The sequence below is a fragment of the Pseudomonas sp. NBRC 111140 genome (assembly GCF_001320885.1).
Classification (GTDB): domain Bacteria; phylum Pseudomonadota; class Gammaproteobacteria; order Pseudomonadales; family Pseudomonadaceae; genus Aquipseudomonas; species Aquipseudomonas putida_P.
Map to the genome: position 1 here is coordinate 1 of NZ_BCBQ01000055.1, position 23,321 is coordinate 23,321.

At 62.8% G+C, this 23,321-nt stretch carries 20 protein-coding genes and 1 pseudogene; 13 read left to right on the forward strand and 8 right to left on the reverse strand.

Translation table 11 applies throughout. The features are described from left to right. Positions 1–375, forward strand: a 375-nt coding sequence (locus tag APH42_RS17680; protein ID WP_156352813.1) for a helix-turn-helix domain-containing protein, incomplete at its 5' end; no start/stop codon positions are given. Here the strand turns inward: APH42_RS17680 and APH42_RS17685 are convergent. The 3 genes from APH42_RS17685 to APH42_RS17695 are packed head-to-tail and all read right to left on the reverse strand — an operon-like array spanning position 372 to position 1,332. Further along, positions 372–734 (reverse strand): hypothetical protein, encoded by a 363-nt coding sequence (locus APH42_RS17685; RefSeq protein ID WP_012273304.1) that lies wholly within the window; start codon positions 732–734, stop codon positions 372–374. The genes APH42_RS17680 and APH42_RS17685 overlap by 4 nt on opposite strands. Continuing rightward, positions 727–1,074, reverse strand: a complete 348-nt coding sequence (locus APH42_RS17690) for a head completion/stabilization protein (protein WP_012273305.1) — start codon at positions 1,072–1,074, stop codon at positions 727–729. The genes APH42_RS17685 and APH42_RS17690 overlap by 8 nt, the downstream gene beginning before the upstream one ends. Positions 1,075–1,083: 9 nt before the next feature. Beyond that, positions 1,084–1,332, reverse strand: coding sequence for a LuxR family transcriptional regulator (locus tag APH42_RS17695; RefSeq protein ID WP_012273306.1), 249 nt, complete (start codon positions 1,330–1,332; stop codon positions 1,084–1,086). A gap of 219 nt (positions 1,333–1,551) precedes the next feature. Here APH42_RS17695 and APH42_RS17700 point away from each other — a divergent pair, with 219 nt between their 5' ends. Then, the gene (locus tag APH42_RS17700; protein WP_060493891.1) at positions 1,552–3,624 is read left to right on the forward strand and encodes a TonB-dependent receptor domain-containing protein; all 2,073 of its coding nucleotides are present in this window, start codon (positions 1,552–1,554) and stop codon (positions 3,622–3,624) included. An 84-nt stretch (positions 3,625–3,708) separates the two neighbouring features. Here APH42_RS17700 and chrR read toward each other — a convergent pair whose 3' ends face one another. Then, on the reverse strand, positions 3,709–4,269 hold the full coding sequence (gene chrR / locus APH42_RS17705; RefSeq protein ID WP_060493892.1) for a class I chromate reductase ChrR: 561 nt from the start codon (positions 4,267–4,269) through the stop codon (positions 3,709–3,711). A gap of 156 nt (positions 4,270–4,425) precedes the next feature. On the opposite strand from chrR, the gene APH42_RS17710 reads away from it, so the two are divergent. Next, positions 4,426–4,644: a hypothetical protein gene (locus tag APH42_RS17710; RefSeq protein ID WP_010954911.1), complete on the forward strand. Its 219-nt coding sequence runs from the start codon at positions 4,426–4,428 to the stop codon at positions 4,642–4,644. Here the strand turns inward: APH42_RS17710 and APH42_RS17715 are convergent. From APH42_RS17715 to APH42_RS17730, 4 genes are all read right to left on the reverse strand, one after another. Further along, the gene (locus APH42_RS17715) at positions 4,628–6,877 is read right to left on the reverse strand and encodes an Orn/Lys/Arg decarboxylase N-terminal domain-containing protein (protein WP_060493893.1); all 2,250 of its coding nucleotides are present in this window, start codon (positions 6,875–6,877) and stop codon (positions 4,628–4,630) included. The genes APH42_RS17710 and APH42_RS17715 overlap by 17 nt on opposite strands. A gap of 92 nt (positions 6,878–6,969) precedes the next feature. Next, positions 6,970–7,728: a DNA polymerase III subunit epsilon gene (dnaQ, locus tag APH42_RS17720; protein WP_012273309.1), complete on the reverse strand. Its 759-nt coding sequence runs from the start codon at positions 7,726–7,728 to the stop codon at positions 6,970–6,972. Positions 7,729–7,779: 51 nt separating this feature from the next. Further along, complete coding sequence (gene rnhA / locus APH42_RS17725) at positions 7,780–8,226, reverse strand: ribonuclease HI (protein ID WP_003251460.1); 447 nt, start codon at positions 8,224–8,226, stop codon at positions 7,780–7,782. Between the two features lie 15 nt (positions 8,227–8,241). Further along, a complete protein-coding gene (locus APH42_RS17730) occupies positions 8,242–9,015 on the reverse strand; it encodes a class I SAM-dependent methyltransferase (protein ID WP_060493894.1) in 774 nt (257 codons plus the stop codon). Positions 9,016–9,100: 85 nt separating this feature from the next. Here APH42_RS17730 and gloB point away from each other — a divergent pair, with 85 nt between their 5' ends. The 10 genes and pseudogenes from gloB to APH42_RS17780 all read left to right on the forward strand — a co-directional run bounded on the left by gloB (position 9,101) and on the right by APH42_RS17780 (position 23,318). Next, positions 9,101–9,880, forward strand: coding sequence for a hydroxyacylglutathione hydrolase (gene gloB, locus APH42_RS17735; RefSeq protein WP_012273311.1), 780 nt, complete (start codon positions 9,101–9,103; stop codon positions 9,878–9,880). 100 nt (positions 9,881–9,980) lie between these two features. Then, complete coding sequence (locus APH42_RS17740; protein ID WP_012273312.1) at positions 9,981–11,411, forward strand: lytic transglycosylase domain-containing protein; 1,431 nt, start codon at positions 9,981–9,983, stop codon at positions 11,409–11,411. 267 nt (positions 11,412–11,678) lie between these two features. Next, positions 11,679–13,508, forward strand: a complete 1,830-nt coding sequence (locus tag APH42_RS17745; protein ID WP_218187660.1) for an extracellular solute-binding protein — start codon at positions 11,679–11,681, stop codon at positions 13,506–13,508. Then, positions 13,505–15,340 carry an extracellular solute-binding protein gene (locus tag APH42_RS17750; RefSeq protein ID WP_060493896.1) on the forward strand — a complete coding sequence of 612 codons (1,836 nt, stop codon included), beginning with the start codon at positions 13,505–13,507 and terminating at the stop codon, positions 15,338–15,340. Before APH42_RS17745 ends, APH42_RS17750 begins: the two co-directional genes overlap by 4 nt. A gap of 1 nt (position 15,341) precedes the next feature. Continuing rightward, positions 15,342–16,415, forward strand: a complete 1,074-nt coding sequence (locus APH42_RS17755; protein ID WP_060493897.1) for a microcin C ABC transporter permease YejB — start codon at positions 15,342–15,344, stop codon at positions 16,413–16,415. Position 16,416: 1 nt separating this feature from the next. Beyond that, a complete protein-coding gene (locus APH42_RS17760) occupies positions 16,417–17,436 on the forward strand; it encodes an ABC transporter permease (RefSeq protein ID WP_012273316.1) in 1,020 nt (339 codons plus the stop codon). A 1-nt stretch (position 17,437) separates the two neighbouring features. Beyond that, a complete protein-coding gene (locus APH42_RS17765) occupies positions 17,438–19,045 on the forward strand; it encodes an ABC transporter ATP-binding protein (protein WP_012273317.1) in 1,608 nt (535 codons plus the stop codon). Positions 19,046–19,047: 2 nt separating this feature from the next. Further along, positions 19,048–19,615: pseudogene (locus APH42_RS17770) on the forward strand (helix-turn-helix domain-containing protein). Positions 19,616–19,679: 64 nt separating this feature from the next. Continuing rightward, positions 19,680–20,246, forward strand: a complete 567-nt coding sequence (locus tag APH42_RS17775) for an HD family hydrolase (RefSeq protein ID WP_012273319.1) — start codon at positions 19,680–19,682, stop codon at positions 20,244–20,246. Positions 20,247–20,387: 141 nt separating this feature from the next. Continuing rightward, a complete protein-coding gene (locus tag APH42_RS17780) occupies positions 20,388–23,318 on the forward strand; it encodes an aminotransferase (RefSeq protein WP_060493898.1) in 2,931 nt (976 codons plus the stop codon). The last annotated feature ends 3 nt before the right edge of the window (positions 23,319–23,321 follow it).

Sequence of the window (23,321 nt, forward strand, 5' to 3'; positions counted from 1 at the left end):
ACTCACGTACTTGCTGCGGTGCTCACGCGCCTTAAGCTTCTCACTGGCGCCCAGACAGATGCCGAGCTGTCACGCGCGCTGTCCATCAGCCCACAGACACTGAGCAGTTGGAAGGTTCGCGACAGCGTCCCATACTCACTTTGCATAGAAATTGCCCGGCAGCATGCGTGTTCACTGGACTGGCTATTGCTAGGCCAGGCCGAGCACAACACCGCCGGCCCGGATGACGCAGGCTGGGAGTGCGACATGCTTGAACGGCTGCGCACGTTATCGCCCTGCGATCGTCAAGCCATCTTGTTGTTCGTCAAGGACAAGCAGCGTATCCAGCAACTGGAACAGCAACTGAATGCGCTTGGTGCAGTGGCCAATGGTTAACTCCGACGACGCCAACGCTGCAGCAGTTCTCGCGGGTCCAGCGTATCCACCAGGACCATGACTTTGAGGCTGATGGGAATCACCACCACTGCCGCGACGAATCCAGCCATCCCCCGGGTCAGCAAAGGCACCAATGACGAAACCAGCGGTTCGAACAAGTGGCCCACACCCACGGTCACGAAGACCAGCAACAGTTTCTTGCCCAGTTTCAGGCGCTTGGTCATGTTGGTGATCAAGCGGTCGCGCGCGGCACTCACCAGCAAAGCCCCCAGTAGCGCGGCGAACAGTACATAGCCATCCACACCCAGCAACGCCACCATTGCCGCGGGCAATTGGTCGAAAACAGATTGCTCAGGCATGGGCAAGCCCTCGGCGCGACACTGGCAGGTAGGCTGTAGAACCTAGGCTATGCATGACAGCAGCCTCGACAAAACGGATGTAGCACACCCGTAACGCGCGCCCATGCTCGTGCCCGGCCACATCCTCGAGGCGCTTGTAACCCCGGTCTCGTAATACTGCCCGCCAACGGGCGAATTCACGTGCTGCGTCGATGGCGGCGCAGCGCGCGGCAAGTTCCAGCACAGCTTCACTGACAGGCCGCTGCAATTGCAGGCGCTCACGCAACCTGTCCAGGTCTACCCGTGGCCAGAAAGGGTCATGGCAATCGGCAAAGCGCGGTAACCGCAGATCGTTGGTCATGCGTCCCCCTCATTGCTCGGCCAGCAAGCCGTAGCGAATGGCTTTGATCACCGCTACCACGCGGGTAGGCACATCGAATTTGCGCAGGATGTTGGACACGTGGAAGTTCACCGTCGACTCCTTGCAGTCAAGAATCCGGCCGATCTCCCACGAACTCTTGCCGTAGGCACACCACAACAGGACCTGCCGTTCACGAGGCGTCAGACGCACCGGGGCGTCCGCCGGGGGTTGCTGCGAGTATCGAGCGTTGTCAGTCATGTATGAACTCCACAGGTGATTGAACAAGGCATCGCTGCCGATCTGCAGTCACCTTACGAAGCGCAGGCCATCCGCTTCCACTTGCGTGGCTTGTAAAGAACTTTCGTACAAAACCGTCTGACGATGGTTACAAAAGATTTGCTTACTTCCTCGTGCTCCAAGCCGCATTTCGCTCGTCTCAACGCCGTTGTCCATTCGCCTTTCGCCTGGAGTCGTACAATGCGTGCCGATTTACCCCTCTCGCCCTGCCTCGGTCTGCTGGCTGCCTTGGCCGCCAGCCAGCCCGCCCTGGGGGCGTCTTCGGTCGAATTGGGCCAGGTCCTGATCACCGACGAGGAGCAGAACGAGCTGACGGCAGCCAGCGAGCGCCTGCGTGAAATACCGGGGGCCAGCAACCTGGTGGACATGCAGCGCGTGGGGCAAGGCCGAGTGGCCAGCAACCAGGACGTGCTGGCCTACCAGCCTGGGGTGTTCGCCCAATCGGCAGGCAACGACGGCATCAAGCTGTCGATCCGCGGCTCGGGCATCAACCGTGCGCCGGGTGCGCACGGCTCTGGGGTGTACACAATGTTCGACGGCCTGCCGCTGACCGGCCCGGGCGGCACCCCTTACGAGCTGTTCGAGCCGCTATGGCTCAGCCGAGCCGAGGTGTTGCGCGGCGCCAATGGCTTCGACCAAGGCTCCCTGGCCTTGGGTGGCGCGATCAACTATGTCACGCACACTGGCTACGACGCCGCACCGCTGCAAGTACGCTATGAGGTTGGCAGCCGTGGTTACCAGCACCGGCACATCAGCTCGGGCCAAGTGCTGGGCAACCTCGACTACTACGTGGCCCTGACCGATTCGGAATACGACGGCTACCAGACGCACAGCAGCGGCAGCGCCAAGGGTGTTGCCGCCAATGTCGGTTACCGCTTCAACCCGAACCTGGAAACCCGCTTCTACCTGCGTTACCGGGAAACCGAAAACGAACTGGCCGGGCGCCTGACCAAAGACCAGATCAAGCACCACCCGCGCGCGGCCAACCCGGCCTATCTGGCCCGCGACGACAGCCGCCCGCAGCCAGGCAGCACCTGGGTGGGCAACAAGACCACCTTCTACCTCGACGACGATGCGCGCCTGGAAGCCGGCCTGGTTTATCACGATTACCCGATGGACCTGCGTGAAGGCCCGATGCGCCTGAAGGTCGCCTACACCGATGTCAGCGGCACGCTGAACTATTTCCGTCGCGACACGCTGCTTGGCCACGAAAGCAAGACCACCATTGGCTGGCGCACCACCAAGCACCTGCCCAACAGCGGCGCCTCACAATTTACCCGCATTGGCGATGTGTTCGGTGAGCGCACCCGCGACTTCACCTACCAGGGCTCGGACACCGTACTGCATCTCGGCAACGACCTGGAGCTGGCCCCCAACCTGTGGCTGACCACCGGCCTGGCAATGATTTACACCCGCCGGGAAAGTGACGTGACCTACCCCGCCGAAGGCGGCAAGGTGAGCATGCATGACTGGGACTATGCACCACGCCTGGGGCTGCGCTACGACATTCGCTCGGACCTGCAGGTGTACGGTAACCTGAGCCGCTCGGTAGAACCGCCGCACCCGTGGTCACTGATCTGGAGCGCCCCCAGCACAGGCGGCAAGCAGATCCAGCCGATCGAAATGCAAAACCAGACCGCCACCACCCTGGAGCTGGGTGCCCGTGGCGATTCGGCGGTTGGCCGCTGGGACCTGGCCTGGTACTACTCGCAGGTGCGCCACGAATTGCTGGCCGTTGAGGTAGTGCCGAACTTCACCTCGGAATTCAACGCCAGTGCCACCGTGCACCAGGGCGTCGAAGCCGGCCTTGACAGCACCCTGTGGGAACGCGCCGGTACCGGCAAACTGAGCCTGCGCCAGGCCTACACGTTCAGCGATTTCCACTACCGTGATGACGACACGTTCGGTGATAACCGCCTGCCTGGCATCCCTATGCACTACTACCAGGCCGAGCTGCGCTATGACTGGCCGAGCGGCTTCTACGCCGGGCTCAACACGCAGATGGCGTCGAAGGTGCAAGTGGACTATGCCAATAGCTACCACGCCGACGAATATGCCTTGCTCGGCGCGCGGCTGGGCTGGGACTCACCTAAGCAGGACTGGCAAACCTGGCTGGATTTGCGCAACCTGACCAACAAGCGCTATGCGGCCACGGTGACGCCGGCCTACAACGACGCCGGCAAGGACAACGCCCGCTCGACGCCGGGCGAAGGGTTTGGCGTATACGCCGGGGTTTCCTATAGCTTCCGCTAGAACTCACCGCGCACGCTTTATGTAGGAGCAGCCTCTTCGCAGCACAAGGCCGCTCCTGCAAAGCACCTACCCAACGACTGCGGATCAGACCGCCCTGTTCAACTTCACCCACGAAGCGAACTTGTCGACAAACGCCTGCAAGAATGGCCGGGTCTTGTCGTTGAGCTTGCCCGAATCCTCGAACAGGCTCGCCGCACCGCCGATATAAGCCTCTGGCATCTGCATGCAAGGCATATCGAGAAACACCAGCGACTGACGCACGGCATGGTTGGCGCCAAAGCCACCAATAGCCCCCGGCGACACACTCACCACCGCTGTCGGCTTGCCACTCCAGGCGCTTTGCCCATAGGGGCGCGAGCCCACATCGATGGCGTTTTTCAGGCAGCCCGGCACCGAGCGGTTGTATTCCGGCGTGACGAACAGCACCGCATCGCTGCGGCGGATCTCCTCGCGAAAACGCTTCCAGGCCTCTGGCGGCGCATCGGTCTCGACATCTTCGTTGTACAACGGCAAATCACCAATCTCGACGATTTTCAGGGCAAGGCTGGACGGCGCCAGCTCTGAAAGTGCGCGGGCGACCTTGCGGTTGTAGGACTCCTTGCGCAAGCTACCAACGACGACTGCTACCGAATACACCTGGCTCATGGCAATTCCAACCTTTGCGGGGTAAAGAGACGTTGTAGTTATAGATGACCGTTCCTCGGCACTTTGGTTTTTTTTCCGCAGGGCGAAAACTTCCGAGGCTGTTTCACGGTCTATGCCTTTAGACATTTCCTACGTAATTCAGAGGTTTCCACCCAAATGGCAGCAGTAATGGTCGGCCAATTCCACGCCCGTGACGCCGAAGGCCGCATCTACCCCGTGCACGAGTTCCAGGAGTCCACCCTGCAACTCGACGGCAGCACGCTGGGCGCCCCCATCACCACCTACCGCCTTGCCATCGGCGACAAGGTCAACCACTTGGGCGAAAACCGTTTCGAACTGGCGCGCTCCGGCGTCGAGATCACTCGCATTCCATGATGCAATCCACGGTGTAGCGGCCATTTTCGTTCTGCAGGCCGTGAACATCCGCGACAAACCCCGGAAAGCCTTGGTTGAAGGCTCGGGCGAAGGCCAGGTAGTCAAGTATCGAGCGGGTCGCCTCGGTGAACCGCTCTCCCGGCATGATCAACGGAATACCGGGCGGGTACGGCACCAGCATCACCGCGGCCACACGGCCCAGCAAAGCTTCGATCGGCACCGCTTCCACCTCGCCACGTACCATCTGGTCATAAGCCCGAGCGGGGCTCACGGCCACCTCCGGCAAACGCGTGAACACCCGCTTCAGCTGCTTGGCCGTGGCATTGGCACGGTAGCAGTCATGCAACTGCTCACACAGGTCGCGCAGGCCCATGCCCCGGTAGAGTGAGGCATCGGCAGCCCCCACACTCGGCAGGCAACTGCTCAGCGGTGTATTGCCGTCATAGTGGCGCTTGAACTCCAGCAGTTCGGTAAGCAAGGTGCTCCACTTGCCCTTGGTGATGCCCATGGAAAACAGCACCAGGAAGCTGTACAAGCCGGTTTTTTCCACCACCAGCCCGCGCTCCCAGAGAAACTTGCTGACCACCGCCGCCGGGATGCCATGCTCACCCAGCACACCGCCCGCACTCAGCCCCGGCATTACCAGGGTCACCTTCAGAGGGTCGAGCAACACGTAGCCGTCCGCCACCTCACCAAAGCCATGCCACTGCGCCCCCGGCTGCAGCAGCCAGTCCTGCGCGGCCAAGGGCTGGATGCCTTCAGTGCTGGGCGGCTGCCAAATACTGAACCACCAGTCATCCGCAGCAATGTGCTCGCGCAGGTTGGCCAGGGCACGACGAAAACTCAGCGCCTCATCGAACATTTCTTGCAACAGCGAATGCCCGGCCTGCCCTTCCATCATGGTCGAGGCCACGTCCAGCGAGGCAAGGATGCTGTACTGCGGCGAAGTCGAGATATGCATCATGAACGCTTCGTTGAAGCGGTCCCGATCCAGCTGCCGCCTGGCCCCGTCCTGCACATGGATCATCGAGGCCTGGCTGAACGCCGCCAGCAGCTTGTGGGTGGAATGGGTGCTGAACACCAGCGGGCTGTCGGCTGCGCAGGCAGTGCCCATGGCATAGCGCCCGGTGAAGAAGCCGTGAAACGCCGCATAAGCGAACCAGGCCTCGTCGAAGTGCAGTACTTCCACGCTGGCACCCAGGGCCTGCTTGATCATCCCGGCGTGGTAGCACAGCCCGTCATAGGTGGAGTTGGTCACTACCGCCAGCTTGATACGTTGCCCACGGCCATGGGCAAGGGGGTTGGCCTGGATCTTCGCCTCGATTGCCTCGGGGCTGAACTCGCTGAGCGGGATCGGGCCGATGATGCCCAGCTCGTTGCGCTCTGGGCACAGGTACAGCGGAATGGCGCCGGTCATGATGATCGCGTGCACCACTGACTTATGGCAGTTGCGGTCCACCAACACCAGGTCGTCGCGACCGACCATGGCGTGCCAGACAATCTTGTTGGCTGTGGAGGTGCCATTGATGACGAAGAAGGTGTGGTCGGCACCGAAGTTGCGCGCCGCCCTGGCCTCGGCTTCGGCCAAGGGGCCTGTGTGGTCGAGCAGCGAGCCCAGCTCCGGCACTGAAACAGACAGGTCCGAGCGCAGGGTGTTTTCCCCGAAGAACTGGTGGAAGGCCTGGCCTACCGGGCTTTTATGATAGGCCACGCCACCGCCATGGCCCGGGGTATGCCAGGAATAGTTGGACTGCGCGGTATGCTGCACCAGGGCCTTGAAGAACGGTGGCAGCAGACCGTCAAGGTAGGTGTGTGCGGCACGCGCCACCTGGCGGGCGAGAAACGGCACGGTGTCTTCGAACAGGTAAAGGATGCCACGCAGTTGGTTGAGCTCGCTCATGGCTTCGGCAGGGGCGTTTTCCAGGGTCACCTGCTCGCCCAAGGCGAAGATCGGCAAGTCGGGCGCGCGCATGCGCGCCAGGCGGATCAGCTCGGCCATGTTCTGCAGCAGGTGGGTGTTTTCGCCAACTCCTTCGGCGGCAATCAGCATGCAGGCCAGGCCGTGGTGAGTGGCGGCAACCAGGCGCGCTTCGGCGTGGTCGGCGGCGGCCAGAATGGCGAAACCGTCCTGGCGCAGTTCCTCGGCGATGCCCCGCACGCGCTCCCCGGCGACACTGTCAGCCTTGATAGCACGGTGGACGATGAGGATCGGGAACTTGAGGTCCTTGTACATCAGGTGGCTACCTCCGAAGGACATGGCGTCCTTCTCAGGGTAGTAGAACCTGTGTTGTCAGTGCCCGCGAACAGACCGGGGCAGCCGAACGATCAGCCCGCTGGCGTCTCGGTCAAGGCCTGCCACATCGAAGGCCCACCCGCCGACTTGGCGATGGCCGCCAGGCGCTCGGCATGTGCCTCCAGTTCCTCGGCACTGGCCATGATCACCCGCCCCGGCGTACGCCCGGTAATACGGCGGATCTCGCTGCCGCCAGCCTCACTCCCTTCACCCTCGGCGTCTGCGCCATGCCCAGCCAACGACAGGCTGGTCTGGCCACCGGTCATGGCCAGGTAAACGTCTGCCAGCAGTTCCGAGTCGAGCAGCGCACCGTGCAGTTCACGGCCGGAGTTGTCGATGTCGTAGCGTTTGCACAGCGCATCCAGGCTGTTGCGCTGCCCCGGATGGCGCGAACGTGCCAGCAGCAGGGTATCGAGGATGGTGCAGTGCTGCGAAACGTCGGCGCGGTCCTGCTGGCCAATCAAGGCAAATTCGTTGTTGATGAAGCCAACGTCGAACGCCGCGTTGTGGATGACCAGCGTGGCGCCCTGGATGAATTCGAAGAACTCCTCGGCGACATCGCCAAAGCGTGGCTTGCCGACCAGGAAGGCATCGGTGATACCGTGGACGTTGATCGCGCCCTCGTCACTCTCGCGGTCTGGCTGCAGGTAGACGTGGAAGTGCCGCCCGGTCAGACGCCGGCCGATGACCTCGACACAGCCGATCTCGATGATCCGGTGGCCTTCGCCAACTGGCATACCCGTGGTTTCGGTATCGAGAATGACGAACCGTTTATCTTGCTGCTGCTCCACGCGGGGCGCTCCAACTTGCATCAGTTACGAAGGCCGCGATTGTACCCCAGCTCAACGCTGGGCGCGTACCTCATCGACCCCACGGTTGGCCAGCTGGTCGGCGCGCTCGTTGCCGGGGTGGCCGATGTGGCCGCGCACCCACTTCCAGGTCACCTTGTGGCGGTTGACCTGCTCATCAAGCTGCTGCCACAGGTCGGCGTTCTTCACCGGCTCCTTGGCCGCCGTCTTCCAGCCGCGCTTCTTCCAGTTCACCATCCACTCGTTGATGCCCTTCATCACGTACTGCGAGTCGGTGGTCAGCACCACCTCGCATTCGCGCTTCAGCGACATCAGGCCCTGAATCGCGGCCATCAGCTCCATGCGGTTGTTGGTGGTCTCACGTTCGCCGCCCCACAGTTCCTTCTCGACGCCCTTGTAGATCATCAGGACGCCCCAGCCACCAGGGCCTGGGTTGCCCTTGCAGGCACCATCAGTAAACATCTCGACGCTATCGCTCATGTACCACTCTTGAATTCAGTGCTTGTCAGTTTCGGGGTTGGCCGCCGTGCGGTTGACCTTGGCCAGTGGCAGCGGCAGCAATTTGCCCATCGGCTCGCGGCGCTCCGGGCGCAGTGGCCGCAACCCTACCACCATCTTGCGCGCCACCAGCAGGTACACCCCGCCACCGGAGCCCTGCCAACCGCCGGCCAGCCGTTCCCAGCCCTCCAGGCGTTGCTGCCAGGCCGGTGAAGCAAGCGGCGGACGATAGCACCCGAAGCGGCGTTTCTCCAGCGCGAAGCCCAGCAGGTTGAGCCAGTCGCCCACCCGCGACGGCGAGATGCAGCGCGCCTTGCGCAGCGCGCCATGGCTGAAGAAATGGCGCATGCCCCAGCTGCTCCACGGGTTGATGCCGACAATCAGCAGGTGCCCGCCCGGGCGCACGGCACTGGCGGCCTCGCGCAGCAGGCCATGGGGTGACAGGCAGAAATCCAGGCCATGCTGCAGCACGACCACGTCGGCAGCATGCTCGCTCAGCGGCCAGGCCTGCTCCTCGCAGACGATCTCCACCCCAGGCAGCGGCGCGCCGAGGCGCACATTGCGCTGCACCTGGGGCGCGCTCGGTGGCGGCTCGGCGCAAGGCCCGTAGTGCACCAGGTAACCGCCGAAGAAGCGCCCAAGCTCTTCTTTCAGCAGTTTTTCTTCCTCCTGGAGCATCAGCTGGCCGAGTGGCCCATTGAACCACTCACGGGCCAGGCTGATCAGCTCGACCCAGTCCGGGTCGGCCTGGGCAAAGGCTTGGTCGGTCATTGCGCTCTCCCTCGAAGGTTCTCCCACCGCGCCATCGCGGCTAAGATGCCCTCATGTGCCACGCTAGGCGAATCGGATCCGCACCATGATACAGATCGATGCTCTCCCCGCTTTCTCCGACAACTACATCTGGTTGTTACAGGATACTGCCAAACGCCGTTGTGCGGTGGTCGATCCGGGTGATGCCGCCCCGGTGGAACGCTGGCTGGCCGCCAACCCGGAGTGGGTGCTGAGCGACATCCTCGTCACCCACCACCACAACGACCACGTCGGCGGTGTGGAACGGCTGAAGCAACTGAGCGGCGCGCGAGTATGCGGCCCCGCCAACGAGCGTATTCCCGGCCGCGACCTGGCCCTGGACGAAGGCGACAAGGTCGACGTGCTGGGCGTGACCTTCCAGGTTCTGGCGGTGCCCGGCCACACCCTGGGGCACATTGCCTTCTTCAGCGACGGGCCGCCAACCCCCGTTCTGTTCAGTGGCGACACACTGTTCGCCGCCGGTTGCGGGCGCATGTTCGAGGGTACACCCGAACAGATGCAGCCCGCCCTCGCCCGCCTGGCGGCACTGCCAGAGCAGACCGAAGTGTATTGCGCCCACGAATATACCCTCAGCAACCTGCGCTTCGCCAAGGCGGTAGAGCCGACCAATACGCACGTTCAGCAACGCTTCGAGGACGTTACCCGTTTACGCGCCGAAAATCGCATCAGCTTGCCATCAACGATTGGCCTGGAGCGTCTGACCAACCCCTTCTTACGTACCTCTGAAACATTAGTTAAACAAAAAGCAGACGAATGGAAGGGACATTCAAACACCTCGCATGTCGCTGTTTTTGCTGCCTTGAGGTCTTGGAAGGACACCTTCTGATAACCGCAAGATATATCGCAAGTGATGGTCAAAGGTTGACCAGGCCCGGAGCGGTTTCTAGAATCGCCGAAATTTTTCGCCCGGATACCTGTGTCAGCCGATGTCTTCCCGTAGCCGCAGAACCTCTCATTCCGTCGCCCTGACGCGCCTGGCCCAAATCAGTGCGCTGGCCCTGGCCGCCACCTTGGTGGGCTGCCAGAGCACCCGTCAGCTCGACGAATCCGAAAGCGTTCGCGCGCACAACTACCAGGCGCGGATCAAGCACAAACCTTCACCGCTGCTGGCCAAGCCGGCCGAGCAGGCACCACAGGATGTCTGGGAGCGCATGCGCCAGGGCTTTGCCCTGCAGGACAGCATCGACGTCAACCCGCGCATCGAACAACAGCGCCTGTGGTTCGCCAGCAACCCGACCTTCATCGAAAGCGCTGGCGAGCGTGGCAGCCTCTACCTGCATTACATCGTCGAGCGTCTTGAAGAACGCGACATGCCGCTGGAGCTGGCCCTGCTCCCCGCCATTGAAAGCGCCTACAACCCGATGGCCTACTCACGCGCCAGTGCTGCCGGCATGTGGCAGTTCATGCCAGCCACAGGCCGTCACTTCAACCTGCGCCAGACCAACTTCTACGATGGCCGCCGCGACATCACCGCGTCGACCAACGCTGCGCTGGATTACCTGACCCGCCTGCACGACATGTTCAATGGTGACTGGCTGCTGGCCTTGGCCGCCTACAACGCCGGAGAAGGCACGGTCAGCCGCGCCATGGAACGCAACGAACGGCTCGGGCTGCCAACCGACTACTGGAACCTGCCGCTGCCACAGGAAACCCGCGACTACGTACCAAAGTTGCTGGCCCTGTCGCAGGTGGTGCTCACGCCTGAAGCCTACGGCGTGAACCTGAACCCGATCGCCAACGAGCCCTATTTCGAAGCGGTGGCCATCAACGACCGCCTCGACCTGTCGCGGGTGGCGGCATTTGCCAACATCGACGAAGACGAGTTGATCCAACTCAACCCAGCCTTCAAGAAACGCATGACCGTGGACGGCCCGCAGCAGTTGCTGGTACCGACCGCCAAGGCGCAATTGCTGAGCGACAGCCTGTCCAACCTCAAGCCAGAACAGCTGGTCAGCCTGCAACCGAACAAGGCCGTGTTCGCCCGCGCCGTGGCCGAAGCCAAGGCACCGGTGGCCGCGCGCAGCTACCGGGTCAAACGCGGCGACAACCTGGGCGCCATCGCCAAGGCCAACCGTGTTTCGGTCAATGACATCAAACGCTGGAACCGTCTGTCCGGCAACAACCTGCGTGCCGGCCAGGTGCTGGCACTTCGCGGTGGCAGCGGACCGAGCGCCGCCGGCAACCGGGTAGCGGCGTCCGGCAAGCGCTCCACCCAGTACAAGGTACGCAAGGGCGACTCGCTGTACCTGGTGGCCAAGCGCTTCAACGTGGAAATGCAGCACCTCAAACGCTGGAACCCACGCAGCGGCCACGCCCTCAAGCCGGGCCAAACCCTGACCGTCTACCTCTCGCATTGATATAACGCTCAGGGCCATTGCGCGGCCCTGTGGGGCGGCCTTGTTTCGCGACAGGGCTGCTTCGCAGCCCCGGCAATGCAAGCTGCGAAGCTGAGACCCTGGGGCCGCTAAGCGCCCCTTTCGCGACAAAAGGCCGCTCCCACAGGTACCACGCCGCTCACGCCGACCTGTACCACCAACCCCTCCCTCAAAACCTCTCTTTTTCCAACCCCACCAAGCTGTTACTGTACCCGATCAAAGCCCAACGCCTCTGGATCGGATGCCGACTTGATACGTCCCCTCCTGCTATCACTCAGCCTGGCCTTGAGCTTTCCCGCAGCCGCGATGGTGAGCGAAAGCCACGGATACGCGCAGTTCGGCACGCTCAAGTACCCAGCCACCTTCACCCACTTCGACTGGGTCAACCCGCAAGCGCCCAAGGGCGGCACCTTGCGGGCCATGGCTTTTGGCACCTTCGATACCCTCAACCCCTACACCTTCAAGGGGTCGAGCCCTATAACCACGCCCAATTTCCAGCAGTACGGCATCAGCGAGCTTAACGAGCCGCTGATGGTCGGCACCGGCCTGTACGACCCGTCCGGTGACGAGCCCACCTCCAGTTATGGCCTGATCGCCCGCTCGGTGGAGTACAGCGAGGACCGCAGCTGGGTGGTGTTCAACCTGCGCCCGGAAGCCCGCTGGCATGACGGCCAGCCGATAACCTCGACCGACGTGGCCTTCTCCTACCGCACGCTGCTCAAGGACGGCCACCCGATCTACCGCACCAACCTGCAGGAAGTACAACGGGTGGACATCCTGGGCCCGCTGCGCATCCGCTTCGTGTTCAAACGCGCCGGCAACCCGCTGCTGATCCTGCGCCTGGGCGAAATGCCGGTGCTGCCCAAGCACTATTGGCAAAAGCGCGACTTCAAGGCCACCACCTTCGAGCCCCCCCTGGGCAGCGGCCCCTACCGCATCACCCAGGTACAACCCGGGCGCCGACTGGTGTTCGAACGGGTGAAGAACTACTGGGGCAAGGACCTGGCGGTCAACCGTGGCAAGTACAATTTCAAGCGGGTGGAATACGAGTTCTACCGCGACGCCACCGTGGCCTTCGAAGCGTTCAAGGCTGGTGAATTCGACATCTACATCGAGCACCAGGCAAAAAACTGGGCCAACGGTTACAACTTCCCCGCCGTGCGCCGTGGCGAGGTGATCAAGGCACAAATCCCGCACAGCATCCCCACGCAAACCCAGGGCCTGTTCATGAACAGCCGCCGGGTCACATTCAGCGACCCGCGGGTACGCCAGGCGTTGGGGCTGATGCTCGACTTCGAATGGACCAACCGCGCACTGTTCAGCAGCGCCTACCGCCGCTCAACCAGCTACTACCCCAATAGCGAATTCGCCGCCAGCGGCCTGCCCACCGGCAAAGAGTGGCTGCTGCTGGCGCCATTCCGGGACCAGTTGCCCGCCAAACTGTTCAGCGAACCCTACAAGGTCAGCCACACCGATGGCCGTGGCATTAGCCGCCAGACCCTACGCCAGGCCCTGGGCCTGCTCGCCGAGGCCGGCTGGAAGCTGAACGGCCAGCGCCTGGTCGACAGCAAAGGCCAGCAACTGCGCATGGAGCTGCTGCTGGTAAACCCCAACCTTGAACGCATCCTGCAACCTTATGTCGAAAATCTGTCCAGCATCGGCATCGATGCGCGCTTGCGCACCGTGGACCGTGCCCAGTACAAACAACGCCTGGACCAGTTCGATTTCGACATGATTCTGATGACCCTGAACCAAACCCTGAGCCCCGGCCTCGAACAATGGCTGTACTTCCATTCCAGCCAGGCCGCGACCAAGGGCAGCAAGAACTATGCTGGGGTCAAGGACCCGGTGGTCGACCACCTGCTCGACACCTTGCTCGCCGCCCGCACCCGCGATGACCAGGTCGCCGCCGCCCGTGCCCTGGACCGCGTGCTCTCATGGCAGTACTACATGATCCCCAACTGGTACCTCGACAATCACCGCCTGGCCTACCGCAACCGGTTCGCCTTCGTCACCACGCCGCCCTACACCCTTGGGCTGAACAGCTGGTGGATCAAGACTTCGGAGAAAGCCCAATGACGCCAACGCACCGTCTGCGCCGGCTGGCAGGCAGCCTGTTGCTCGCCTGCCTGAGCCTTCCCGCCCTGGCCGCACCGCAACACGCGCTTACCTTGTACGATGAGCCACCCAAGTACCCCGCCAACTTCAAGCACTTCGACTACGTCAACCCGGACGCGCCCAAGGGCGGCACCTTCCGCCAGTCCAGCTTCGGCGGCTTCGACAGCCTCAACCCGTTCATCAACAAAGGCGTGGCGGCCGAGAACATCGGTAGCATCTACGACACCCTGATGCGCCAGAGCCAGGATGAGCCGTTCACCGAGTACGGCCTGGTCGCCGGCAAGATCGAAAAGGCCCCGGACAACAGCTGGGTGCGCTTCTACCTGCGCCCCGAAGCACGCTTCCATGACGGCCACCCGATGCGCGCCGACGACGTGGTGTTCACCTTCAACGCCCTGATCAAGGACGGCGCCCCACTGTACCGGCAGTACTACGCCGACGTCGCCGAGGTAGTCGCCGAAGACCCGCTGAAGGTGCTGTTCAAGTTCAAGCACACCAACAACCGCGAGCTGCCGCTGATTCTCGGCCAATTGCCAGTACTGCCCAAACACTGGTACGAAAACCGCGACTTCAACCGCGGCAACCTGGAGATCCCGCTGGGTAGCGGCCCATACAAAGTCGCCGAGGTCAAAGCCGGGCGCTCGGTGCGCTACGAGCGGGTCAAGGATTACTGGGCCAAAGACCTGCCGATCAACCGTGGCTTCTATAATTTCGATGTCATGACCTTCGACTCCTACCGGGACACCACTGTCGCCCTGGAAGCACTCAAGGCCGGCGCGTTCGACTATGCCCTGGAAGTCAGCGCCAAGAACTGGGCCACCGCCTACAACGTGCCCGCCGTGCGCGACGGCCGTCTGATCAAGGAAGAACTGCCCAACGGCAACCCCACCGGCATGCAGGGTTTCATCTTCAATATCCGCCGCCCGGTGTTCCAGGATGTGCGGGTGCGCCAGGCACTGAGCCTGCTGCTGGACTACGAATGGACCAACAAGCAGCTGTTCAACGGCGCCTACACCCGCACCGGCAGCTACTTCGACAATTCGGAAATGGCCGCCCACGGCCTACCCAGCCCCAGCGAGTTGAAAATCCTCGAACCATTGCGCGGCAAAGTGCCCGAGCAGGTATTTACCGAGGCCTTCCACAACCCGGTCAGCGACGGCAGCGGGATGATCCGCGAGCAGCAGCGCCAGGCCTACAAGCTGCTACAGGAAGCCGGCTGGAAAATCGTCGACGACAAGATGGTCGACGCCCAAGGCAAGCCGGTAAGCATCGAGTTTCTATTGGCGCAGACCGAGTTCGAGCGCATCCTGCTGCCGTTCAAGCGCAACCTCGCCGACCTCGGTATCGAGCTGAACATCCGCCGGGTCGATGTTTCGCAATACATTACCCGCCTGCGATCTCGGGACTACGACATGATCGTCGGCGGCTACCCGCAGTCCAACTCGCCGGGCAATGAACAACGCGAGTTCTGGTCAAGTGCCGCCGCCGACAACCCCGGCAGCCGCAACTTCATCGGCCTGCGCGACCCGGCCATCGACCAGTTGGTGGAAGAGCTGATCAACGCCGACTCGCGCCAGAGCCTGGTCGACCACTGCCGCGCCCTCGACCGTGTGTTGCTGTGGGGCTACTACGTGATACCCAACTGGCATATCAAAACCTGGCGCGTGGCCTACTGGAACCACATCGGCCATCCGAAAGTGTCGCCTAAGTACGACATCGGCATCGATACCTGGTGGATCAAGCCCGGGGTAACCCCGGCGGTCAGCGAAGCCCCTGCGGACGAGGCCAACTAAGATGCTGGCCTACATCCTGCGCCGCCTGCTGCTGATCATCCCGACCCTATTCGGCATCCTCATCATCAACTTCATCATCGTTCAGGCCGCCCCCGGCGGCCCGGTCGAGCAGATGATCGCCAAGCTCGAAGGCTTCGAAGGCGCGACCAGCCGCATCGCCGGTGGCGGCGCCGAGGTTTCCGTTGCCGGTTCCAACTACCGCGGTGCACAGGGCCTGGACCCGGCGCTGATCGCTGAAATCGAGCGCATGTACGGCTTCGACAAGTCGCCGCCCGAGCGCCTGTGGATCATGATCAAGAACTACGCCCAGCTCGACTTTGGCGACAGCTTCTTCCGCGATGCCAAGGTCATCGACCTGATCATGGAGAAGATGCCAGTGTCGATCTCGCTAGGGCTGTGGAGCACGCTGATCATGTACCTGGTGTCGATCCCGCTGGGCATCGCCAAGGCGGTGCGCCATGGCAGCCACTTCGACGTGTGGACCAGTTCGGCGATTATCGTCGGCTACGCCATCCCGGCGTTCCTGTTCGCCATCCTGCTGATCGTGCTGTTTGCCGGCGGCAGCTACTTCGACTGGTTCCCGCTGCGTGGCCTCACCTCCAACAACTTCGATGAGCTGAGTACCACCGGTAAAGTACTGGACTACTTCTGGCACCTGGTGTTGCCGATCACCGCGCTGGTCATTGGCAACTTCGCCACCATGACCCTGCTGACCAAGAACAGCTTCCTCGACGAAATCAACAAACAATACGTGGTCACCGCCAAGGCCAAAGGCCTGAGCCGGTCACGGGTGCTGTACGGCCACGTGTTCCGCAACGCCATGCTGTTGGTGATCGCCGGTTTCCCCTCGGCGTTCATCGGCATCTTCTTCACCGGCTCCTTGCTGATCGAGGTGATCTTCAGCCTTGACGGCCTGGGCCTGATGAGTTTCGAGGCGGCCATCAACCGCGACTACCCGGTGGTCTTCGGCACCCTGTTCATCTTCACCCTGCTGGGGCTGGTGGTGAAACTGATCGGCGACCTGACCTACACCCTGGTCGATCCACGCATCGACTTCGCCAGCCGGGAGCACTGACATGGCCTTGTCCCCCCTCAACCGCCGGCGCTTCGAGCGCTTCAAGGCCAACCGCCGTGGCTGGTGGTCGCTGTGGCTGTTCCTGGTCCTGTTCGGCTTGAGCCTGGGCGCCGAGCTGATCGCCAACGACAAACCAGTTGCCGTGCGCTACGACGGCGAATGGTATTTCCCGGCATTCAAGCGCTACCCGGAAACCACCTTCGGCGGCGAATTCCCGCTGGAAGCCAACTACAAGAGCCCCTACATCCGCGAGCTGTTGGCCAAGAAAGACAGCTTCGTGCTGTGGGCGCCCATCCCGTTCAGCTACCAAAGCATCAACTACGACCTGCGCGTACCTGCCCCGGCGCCGCCCTCGGCGGACAACTGGCTGGGCACCGACGACCAGGGCCGCGACGTGCTGGCACGGGTGATCTACGGCTTCCGCATTTCGGTACTGTTCGCCCTCACCCTGACCGTGGCCAGCTCCATCGTCGGCGTCATCGCCGGCGCCTTGCAAGGCTTCTATGGCGGCTGGGTCGACCTGGCCGGGCAGCGCTTCCTGGAAGTCTGGTCGGGCCTGCCGGTGCTGTACCTGCTGATCATCCTGGCCAGCTTCGTGCAACCAAACTTCTGGTGGCTGCTGGGCATCATGCTGCTGTTTTCGTGGATGAGCCTGGTGGACGTGGTACGCGCCGAGTTCCTGCGCGGGCGCAACCTGGAATACGTACGCGCCGCCCGCGCGCTAGGCATGCGCAACGGCGCGATCATGTACCGGCACATCCTGCCCAATGCCATGATCTCGACCATGACCTTCATGCCGTTCATTCTCACCGGCGCCATCGGCACCCTCACCGCCCTGGATTTCCTCGGCTTCGGCCTGCCCGCGGGCTCGCCCTCGCTGGGCGAGCTGGTGGCCCAGGGCAAATCCAACCTGCAGGCCCCATGGTTGGGCATCAGCGCCTTTGCCGTGCTGGCGTTGATGCTGAGCCTACTGGTGTTCATTGGTGAATCCGCCCGCGATGCCTTCGACCCGAGGAAGTGACATGAGTGAACAGAACCTGATCGAAGTGCGCGATCTGGCGGTGGAGTTTGTCACCGGCGACCAGGTCAACCGGGTGGTGGACGGCATCAGCTTCGACATCCGCAAGGGCGAGACACTGGCCCTGGTGGGCGAGAGTGGCTCGGGCAAATCGGTCACCGCGCACTCGATCCTGCGCCTGCTGCCCTACCCGCTGGCCCGTCACCCCAGCGGCAGCATCCGCTACGAGGGCAAGGACCTGCTGCAGCAAAACGAGAAGACCCTGCAGCGCATTCGCGGCAACCGCATTGCGATGATCTTCCAAGAGCCGATGACCTCGCTGAACCCGCTGCATTGCATCGAGAAGCAGATCAACGAAATCCTCCTGCTGCACAAGGGCCTGACCGGCAAGGAAGCGACTGCCCGCACCCTGGAGCTGCTGGAGCTGGTCGGCATCCCCGAGCCGCGCAAGCGCCTCAAGGCCCTGCCCCACGAACTGTCTGGCGGGCAGCGCCAGCGGGTGATGATTGCCATGGCGTTGGCCAACGAGCCGGAGCTGCTGATTGCCGACGAACCGACCACGGCGCTGGATGTGACCGTGCAGTTGAAGATTCTCGACCTGCTCAAGGAACTGCAGGCACGCCTGGGCATGGCTCTGCTACTGATCAGCCATGACCTGAACCTGGTACGCCGCATCGCCCACCGCGTGTGCGTGATGCAGCGCGGGCAGATCGTGGAACAGGCTGAATGCGCCACACTGTTCAGCGCCCCGCAGCACCACTACACGCAGATGCTGATCAATGCCGAGCCCAGCGGGCTGCCAGCGCACAACCCGGTCGGGGCGCCGCTGCTGGAGGTGGATGACCTCAAGGTATGGTTCCCGATCAAAAAGGGCTTTTTGCGGCGTACGGTCGACCATGTGAAGGCGGTGGACGGGGTCAACTTCAGCTTGCCGCAGGGGCAGACACTGGGCATTGTCGGCGAGTCCGGGTCGGGCAAGTCCACGTTGGGCCTGGCGATCTTGCGGCTGATTTCCAGCCAGGGCGGCATTCGCTTCCATGGGCAGAACCTCGAAGGGCTGAACCAGAAAGCCGTGCGCCCGCTGCGGCGTGAGATGCAGGTGGTGTTCCAGGACCCATTCGGCAGCCTTAGCCCGCGCATGTGCGTGGCGGACATTGTCGGTGAAGGGCTGCGCATTCACGGTATTGGCAACGCGCAGGAACAGGAAACGGCGATTATTGCGGCGCTGGAGGAAGTGGGGCTAGACCCAAGGACTCGGCATCGCTACCCGCATGAGTTTTCCGGTGGGCAGCGCCAGCGTATTGCCATTGCCCGGGCGCTGGTGTTGAAGCCGGCGCTGATTCTGCTGGATGAGCCTACCTCCGCGCTGGACCGCACGGTGCAGCGGCAGGTGGTGGAGCTACTACGCAATCTGCAGCAGAAGTACAACCTGACGTACCTGTTCATCAGCCATGACCTGGCGGTGGTGAAGGCGCTGAGCCACCAGTTGATGGTGATCAAACATGGGCATGTTGTTGAACAAGGTGATGCGCAGGCGATATTCCATGCGCCGCAACATCCGTATACGCGGCAGCTGCTGGAAGCGGCGTTCCTGGAGGTTGAGGCTTCGTAGCAATGAATACCTCACCTTCACTTCGCAGCACCCCCATCGGCCCCCTGCTAAAGCACTGGCGCCTGTTGAACCGGGTCAAACAGCTGCACGCCGCGCAGATGTTCGGGGTGTGCCAGTCGACCATTTCTCGCTGGGAGTCAGGCGCGCAGGACGCCGAGCCCGAGCAACGGGCGCATCGAAGCCTTGCTCAAAGCCAAGCTCAGCAGCGCCGCGGATCACGCGTTGGCGCGCCTTGTGTCGGGCAGCTCGCAACCGGTGCACTTGGTGTGCGACCTTACCCACCGCCTGCTGGCCTGCTCGCCTTCCCGCGAAGCTGAGTTCAGTGTGCCCATCAGTGATTTGCTGGGTGTCTCGCTGTGGCCATTCGCGACAGAGGAAATCGCCAGCCAGGAACAGCGCTTGGCAGGCATCGGCTGGCACGACAACCAGGCCTCGCCGGCGCTGGAGTTCACCACCGGCACGAACGGTTCTTCGCTGGTGCCCATCCAGCACAGCCTGTGCCGTTGGACCCGGTTCACCCTGTCGGATGGCTCAACTGCCAGGCTGGTCGAAACCCTCGCGCATATTTAATGCGTGGACGCAGGCCTGCGGTGAGCCGAAGATTCACCTCTGTATCAGCAAGAGGTCACCCGCCGTGCCAAACCACAATCTTGATGGAAAACTCGACTTCCTGCGCCAAGCCGAAAAGCTCAAGAGCGTGACACGCAGCGCCCACACCTCGACAGGCCGGCGTGAAAGCACCGCCGAGCACAGTTGGCGGCTGGCGTTGCTGGCGCTGGTGTTCGAACAAGAACTGGGTGATGTCGATATCTGCAAGGTGCTCAAGCTATGCCTGGTCCATGACCTTGGGGAAGCGCTGAGTGGTGATGTACCTGCGCCGCAAGCGCATGCGGTTCCAGACAAAGGGACGAATGAGCGGCAGGACCTGGTTGCCATGACCTCTATGCTGGAACCCTCGATGCAGGACAGCATCGTTGGCTTGTTCGATGAGTACGAAGCGGCCAGTACGCCAGAGGCCAAAGTGGTCAAGGCCTTGGACAAAATCGAGACTCTGCTGCAACACACCCAAGGCGATAACCCGCCCGGTTTCGACTATGCGTTCAATCTTGAGTATGGCCGACGCTATACCGATGCCATACCGTTCCTGGCCTCGTTGAGGCGAGTAATCGATGAGGAAACACGCAAACGCCTGAATAGCTGACGTGTTGGCGGGGCCGGACTTAAGGCGCGTCACTGGCTGAGCCCCAATTGTCAGAAATTCTGAAAACAATCGTCTTCCATCGTCAGCCGAATCGGGCATAAATTCTCCACCGTCAACCCCCAGCAGCAACGGTAGAGCCTAATGTCCAGCCCACAGCACCCGCCCGCCTCCCCTGCCCTGGCCACGCTGATCCAGCGTTCTGGCCTGCCCAGCCCTTCGCTCAGCGAAACCCAGGCACACGCCGTGCTACAGAAGCACTATGGCATTGCCGGCAACCTGACCGCGCTAGGCAGCCAGCAAGACCTGAATTTCCGCGTGACCACGCCACAAGGCGGCTTTGTACTCAAGGCTTGCCATGGCAGCTACGCGCAACTGGAACTGGAGGCGCAGCACGCCGCCCTGGCCTTCCTGCGCAATCAGGGCTTGCCGGTGCCGGCCGTACGCCCAGCCCTCGATGACCAGGGGTTGCTGACACTGGACTTGGACGGGCAACCACTGCGCATACGCCTGCTCGAGTACATCGAAGGTCAGCCGCTGACCCGCCTCAAGCACATGGCGCCACGTCTGATGGCTGAACTGGGCGGGCTTTGCGCGAAGCTGGACAAGGCCTTGGTCGACTTCGACCACCCCGGCCTTGCACGCACACTGCAATGGGACCCGCAACATGCCCAGGCGCTGATCCAGCACCTGTTGCCCGTGCTGCAGAATACCGAGCAACGCGCCCGCATCGAACAGGCTACCCAGCTGGCAGCCGAGCATCTGGCGCCCCTGGTCAATCAACTGCCAAGCCAGGCGGTGCACCTGGACATCACCGACGACAACACCGTGTGGGCCCGCGATGGCGAACGCCAGTGGCAGTTGCAAGGGGTGATCGACTTCGGCGACCTGCTGCGTACCTGGCGCATCGCCGACCTGTCGGTGACTTGCGCGGCGCTGCTGCACCACGCCGAAGGCGACCCGCTGCGGATCCTGCCGGCAATCAGTGCCTACCAGGCGCTCAACCCACTGACCGAAGCCGAAGTACGTGCCCTCTGGCCACTGGTGCTCAATCGCGCCGCAGTGCTGGTGCTGAGCAGCGCGCAACAACTTGCCGTGGACCCGGGCAACCAATACACCCGCGACAACGTCGCCCATGAATGGGAAATCTTCGACACCGCCACCGCTGTGCCTTTCGCGCTGATGGAAGCCGCTATCCTGCAGGCTGCGGGCCTGCAACCCAAGGCGCCGGACTTGAGCGGTTGCGCCCCCTTGCTCCCCGAACTGGCCGGGCAGGCTGTAACACGGGTAGACCTGGGGGTGCTCAGCACATATTGCGAGGCCGGAAACTGGGAGCAACCCGGTTTCGACCAGCACCTGCTGACGTTGCAGGCCGCTCCGGCCTGCAGCCTGCACGGGCAATATCGCCTTTCGCAAACCCATATTGATCGCCCTGAAGAGCCCGCCACCTGCGCCCTCGGCGTTGAGCTGCACGTGGCCAACGGCTCCCAGGTGCAGGCGCCGGAAACCGGCATCTGGCAGCGCCATGGCGACGGCCGTGGCTGCCTGCGCACCACGCACTGGGCTTTGTGGCTGCAGGGCCTGGAGGACGCTCCGGCAGACGGCCAGGCCGTAGAAAAAGGCCAGTCCCTGGGCCGCAGTTGTGGCTTCCTCAGCGTGCAGTTGTGCCTGGACAACGGCGTCCAGCCGTCGTTCTTCGCCACGCCGTCCCAAGCTGCTGCCTGGCTGGCCCTGTGCCCGTCGCCAGCCGCGCTGCTAGGCTTCGATTGCGATGCCGATCCGCTGCCCGACCCACAAGCACTATTGGCCCGCCGCGATGCCAGCTTCGCCCGCTCGCAGAAGCACTACTACGCGCAACCTCCACACATCGAGCGCGGCTGGCGCAACTACTTGATCGACATGCAGGGCCGCTCGTACCTGGACATGCTCAACAATGTCGCGGTACTGGGCCACGGCCACCCGCGCATGGCCGCCGAGTCGGCGCGGCAGTGGTCGCTGCTGAACACCAACTCACGCTTCCACTACGCGGCGATCACCGAATTCTCCGAACGCCTGCTGGACCTGGCCCCCGACGGTTTCGACAGGGTCTTCATGGTCAACAGCGGCACCGAAGCCAACGACCTGGCGATTCGCCTGGCCTGGGCCTACAGCGGCGGGCGTGACCTGCTCAGCGTACTGGAGGCCTACCACGGCTGGTCGGTGGCCACCGATGCCATTTCCACCTCCATCGCCGACAACCCGCAAGCCCTGGAAACCCGCCCGGACTGGGTACACCCGGTCGAGGCGCCGAACACGTTCCGGGGGCGTTTCCGCGGTGCCGACAGCGCCGCCGACTACCTGCAGGACGTCGACGCCAAGCTGGCTGCCCTGGACGCCCGAGGCCGCCAGTTGGCGGGTATCATCTGCGAACCGGTGTACGGCAATGCCGGCGGCATCTCGTTGCCCGCAGGCTACCTGCGCGACGCCTATGCCAAGGTCCGCGCCCGAGGTGGCGTGTGCATCGCCGACGAAGTGCAGGTGGGCTATGGCCGCCTGGGCGAGTACTTCTGGGGGTTCGAAGAACAAGGCGTGGTGCCCGACATCATTACCATGGCCAAGGGCATGGGCAACGGCCAGCCGCTGGGCGTGGTCATCACCCGCCGTGAAATCGCCGAGGCGCTGGAGGCCGAGGGTTACTTCTTCTCCTCGGCCGGTGGCAGCCCGGTCAGCTGCCGCATCGGCATGGCGGTACTGGACGTGATGCAGGAGGAAGGCCTGTGGGACAACGCCCGCGACACCGGGAGCTACTTCAAGGCCCGTCTGCAGGCCCTGGTCGACAAGTACCCGCTGGCCGGCGCGGCACATGGCTCGGGTTTCTACCTGGGACTGGAGCTGGTGCGCGACCGCGCAACCCTGGAACCGGCCACCGAAGAAACCATGACGCTGTGCAATCGGCTGCGTGACCTTGGCATCTTCATGCAACCGACCGGCGACTACCTGAACATTCTCAAGATCAAGCCACCGATGTGCACCAGCCGAGCGAGTGTGGACTACTTTGTCGACTGCATCGACAGGGTGCTGGGCGAAGGGCTGTAAGTA

What these genes read in the sequence shown, in the direction of transcription:
- APH42_RS17685 (WP_012273304.1), bottom strand. Translation starts at nt 734, where the DNA reads ATGCCTGAGCAATCTGTTTTCGACCAATTGCCCGCGGCAATGGTGGCG.
- APH42_RS17690 (WP_012273305.1), bottom strand. Translation starts at nt 1,074, where the DNA reads ATGACCAACGATCTGCGGTTACCGCGCTTTGCCGATTGCCATGACCCT.
- APH42_RS17695 (WP_012273306.1), bottom strand. Translation starts at nt 1,332, where the DNA reads ATGACTGACAACGCTCGATACTCGCAGCAACCCCCGGCGGACGCCCCG.
- APH42_RS17700 (WP_060493891.1), top strand. Translation starts at nt 1,552, where the DNA reads ATGCGTGCCGATTTACCCCTCTCGCCCTGCCTCGGTCTGCTGGCTGCC.
- chrR (WP_060493892.1), bottom strand. Translation starts at nt 4,269, where the DNA reads ATGAGCCAGGTGTATTCGGTAGCAGTCGTCGTTGGTAGCTTGCGCAAG.
- APH42_RS17710 (WP_010954911.1), top strand. Translation starts at nt 4,426, where the DNA reads ATGGCAGCAGTAATGGTCGGCCAATTCCACGCCCGTGACGCCGAAGGC.
- APH42_RS17715 (WP_060493893.1), bottom strand. Translation starts at nt 6,877, where the DNA reads ATGTACAAGGACCTCAAGTTCCCGATCCTCATCGTCCACCGTGCTATC.
- rnhA (WP_003251460.1), bottom strand. Translation starts at nt 8,226, where the DNA reads ATGAGCGATAGCGTCGAGATGTTTACTGATGGTGCCTGCAAGGGCAAC.
- APH42_RS17730 (WP_060493894.1), bottom strand. Translation starts at nt 9,015, where the DNA reads ATGACCGACCAAGCCTTTGCCCAGGCCGACCCGGACTGGGTCGAGCTG.
- gloB (WP_012273311.1), top strand. Translation starts at nt 9,101, where the DNA reads ATGATACAGATCGATGCTCTCCCCGCTTTCTCCGACAACTACATCTGG.
- APH42_RS17740 (WP_012273312.1), top strand. Translation starts at nt 9,981, where the DNA reads ATGTCTTCCCGTAGCCGCAGAACCTCTCATTCCGTCGCCCTGACGCGC.
- APH42_RS17750 (WP_060493896.1), top strand. Translation starts at nt 13,505, where the DNA reads ATGACGCCAACGCACCGTCTGCGCCGGCTGGCAGGCAGCCTGTTGCTC.
- APH42_RS17755 (WP_060493897.1), top strand. Translation starts at nt 15,342, where the DNA reads ATGCTGGCCTACATCCTGCGCCGCCTGCTGCTGATCATCCCGACCCTA.
- APH42_RS17760 (WP_012273316.1), top strand. Translation starts at nt 16,417, where the DNA reads ATGGCCTTGTCCCCCCTCAACCGCCGGCGCTTCGAGCGCTTCAAGGCC.
- APH42_RS17765 (WP_012273317.1), top strand. Translation starts at nt 17,438, where the DNA reads ATGAGTGAACAGAACCTGATCGAAGTGCGCGATCTGGCGGTGGAGTTT.
- APH42_RS17780 (WP_060493898.1), top strand. Translation starts at nt 20,388, where the DNA reads ATGTCCAGCCCACAGCACCCGCCCGCCTCCCCTGCCCTGGCCACGCTG.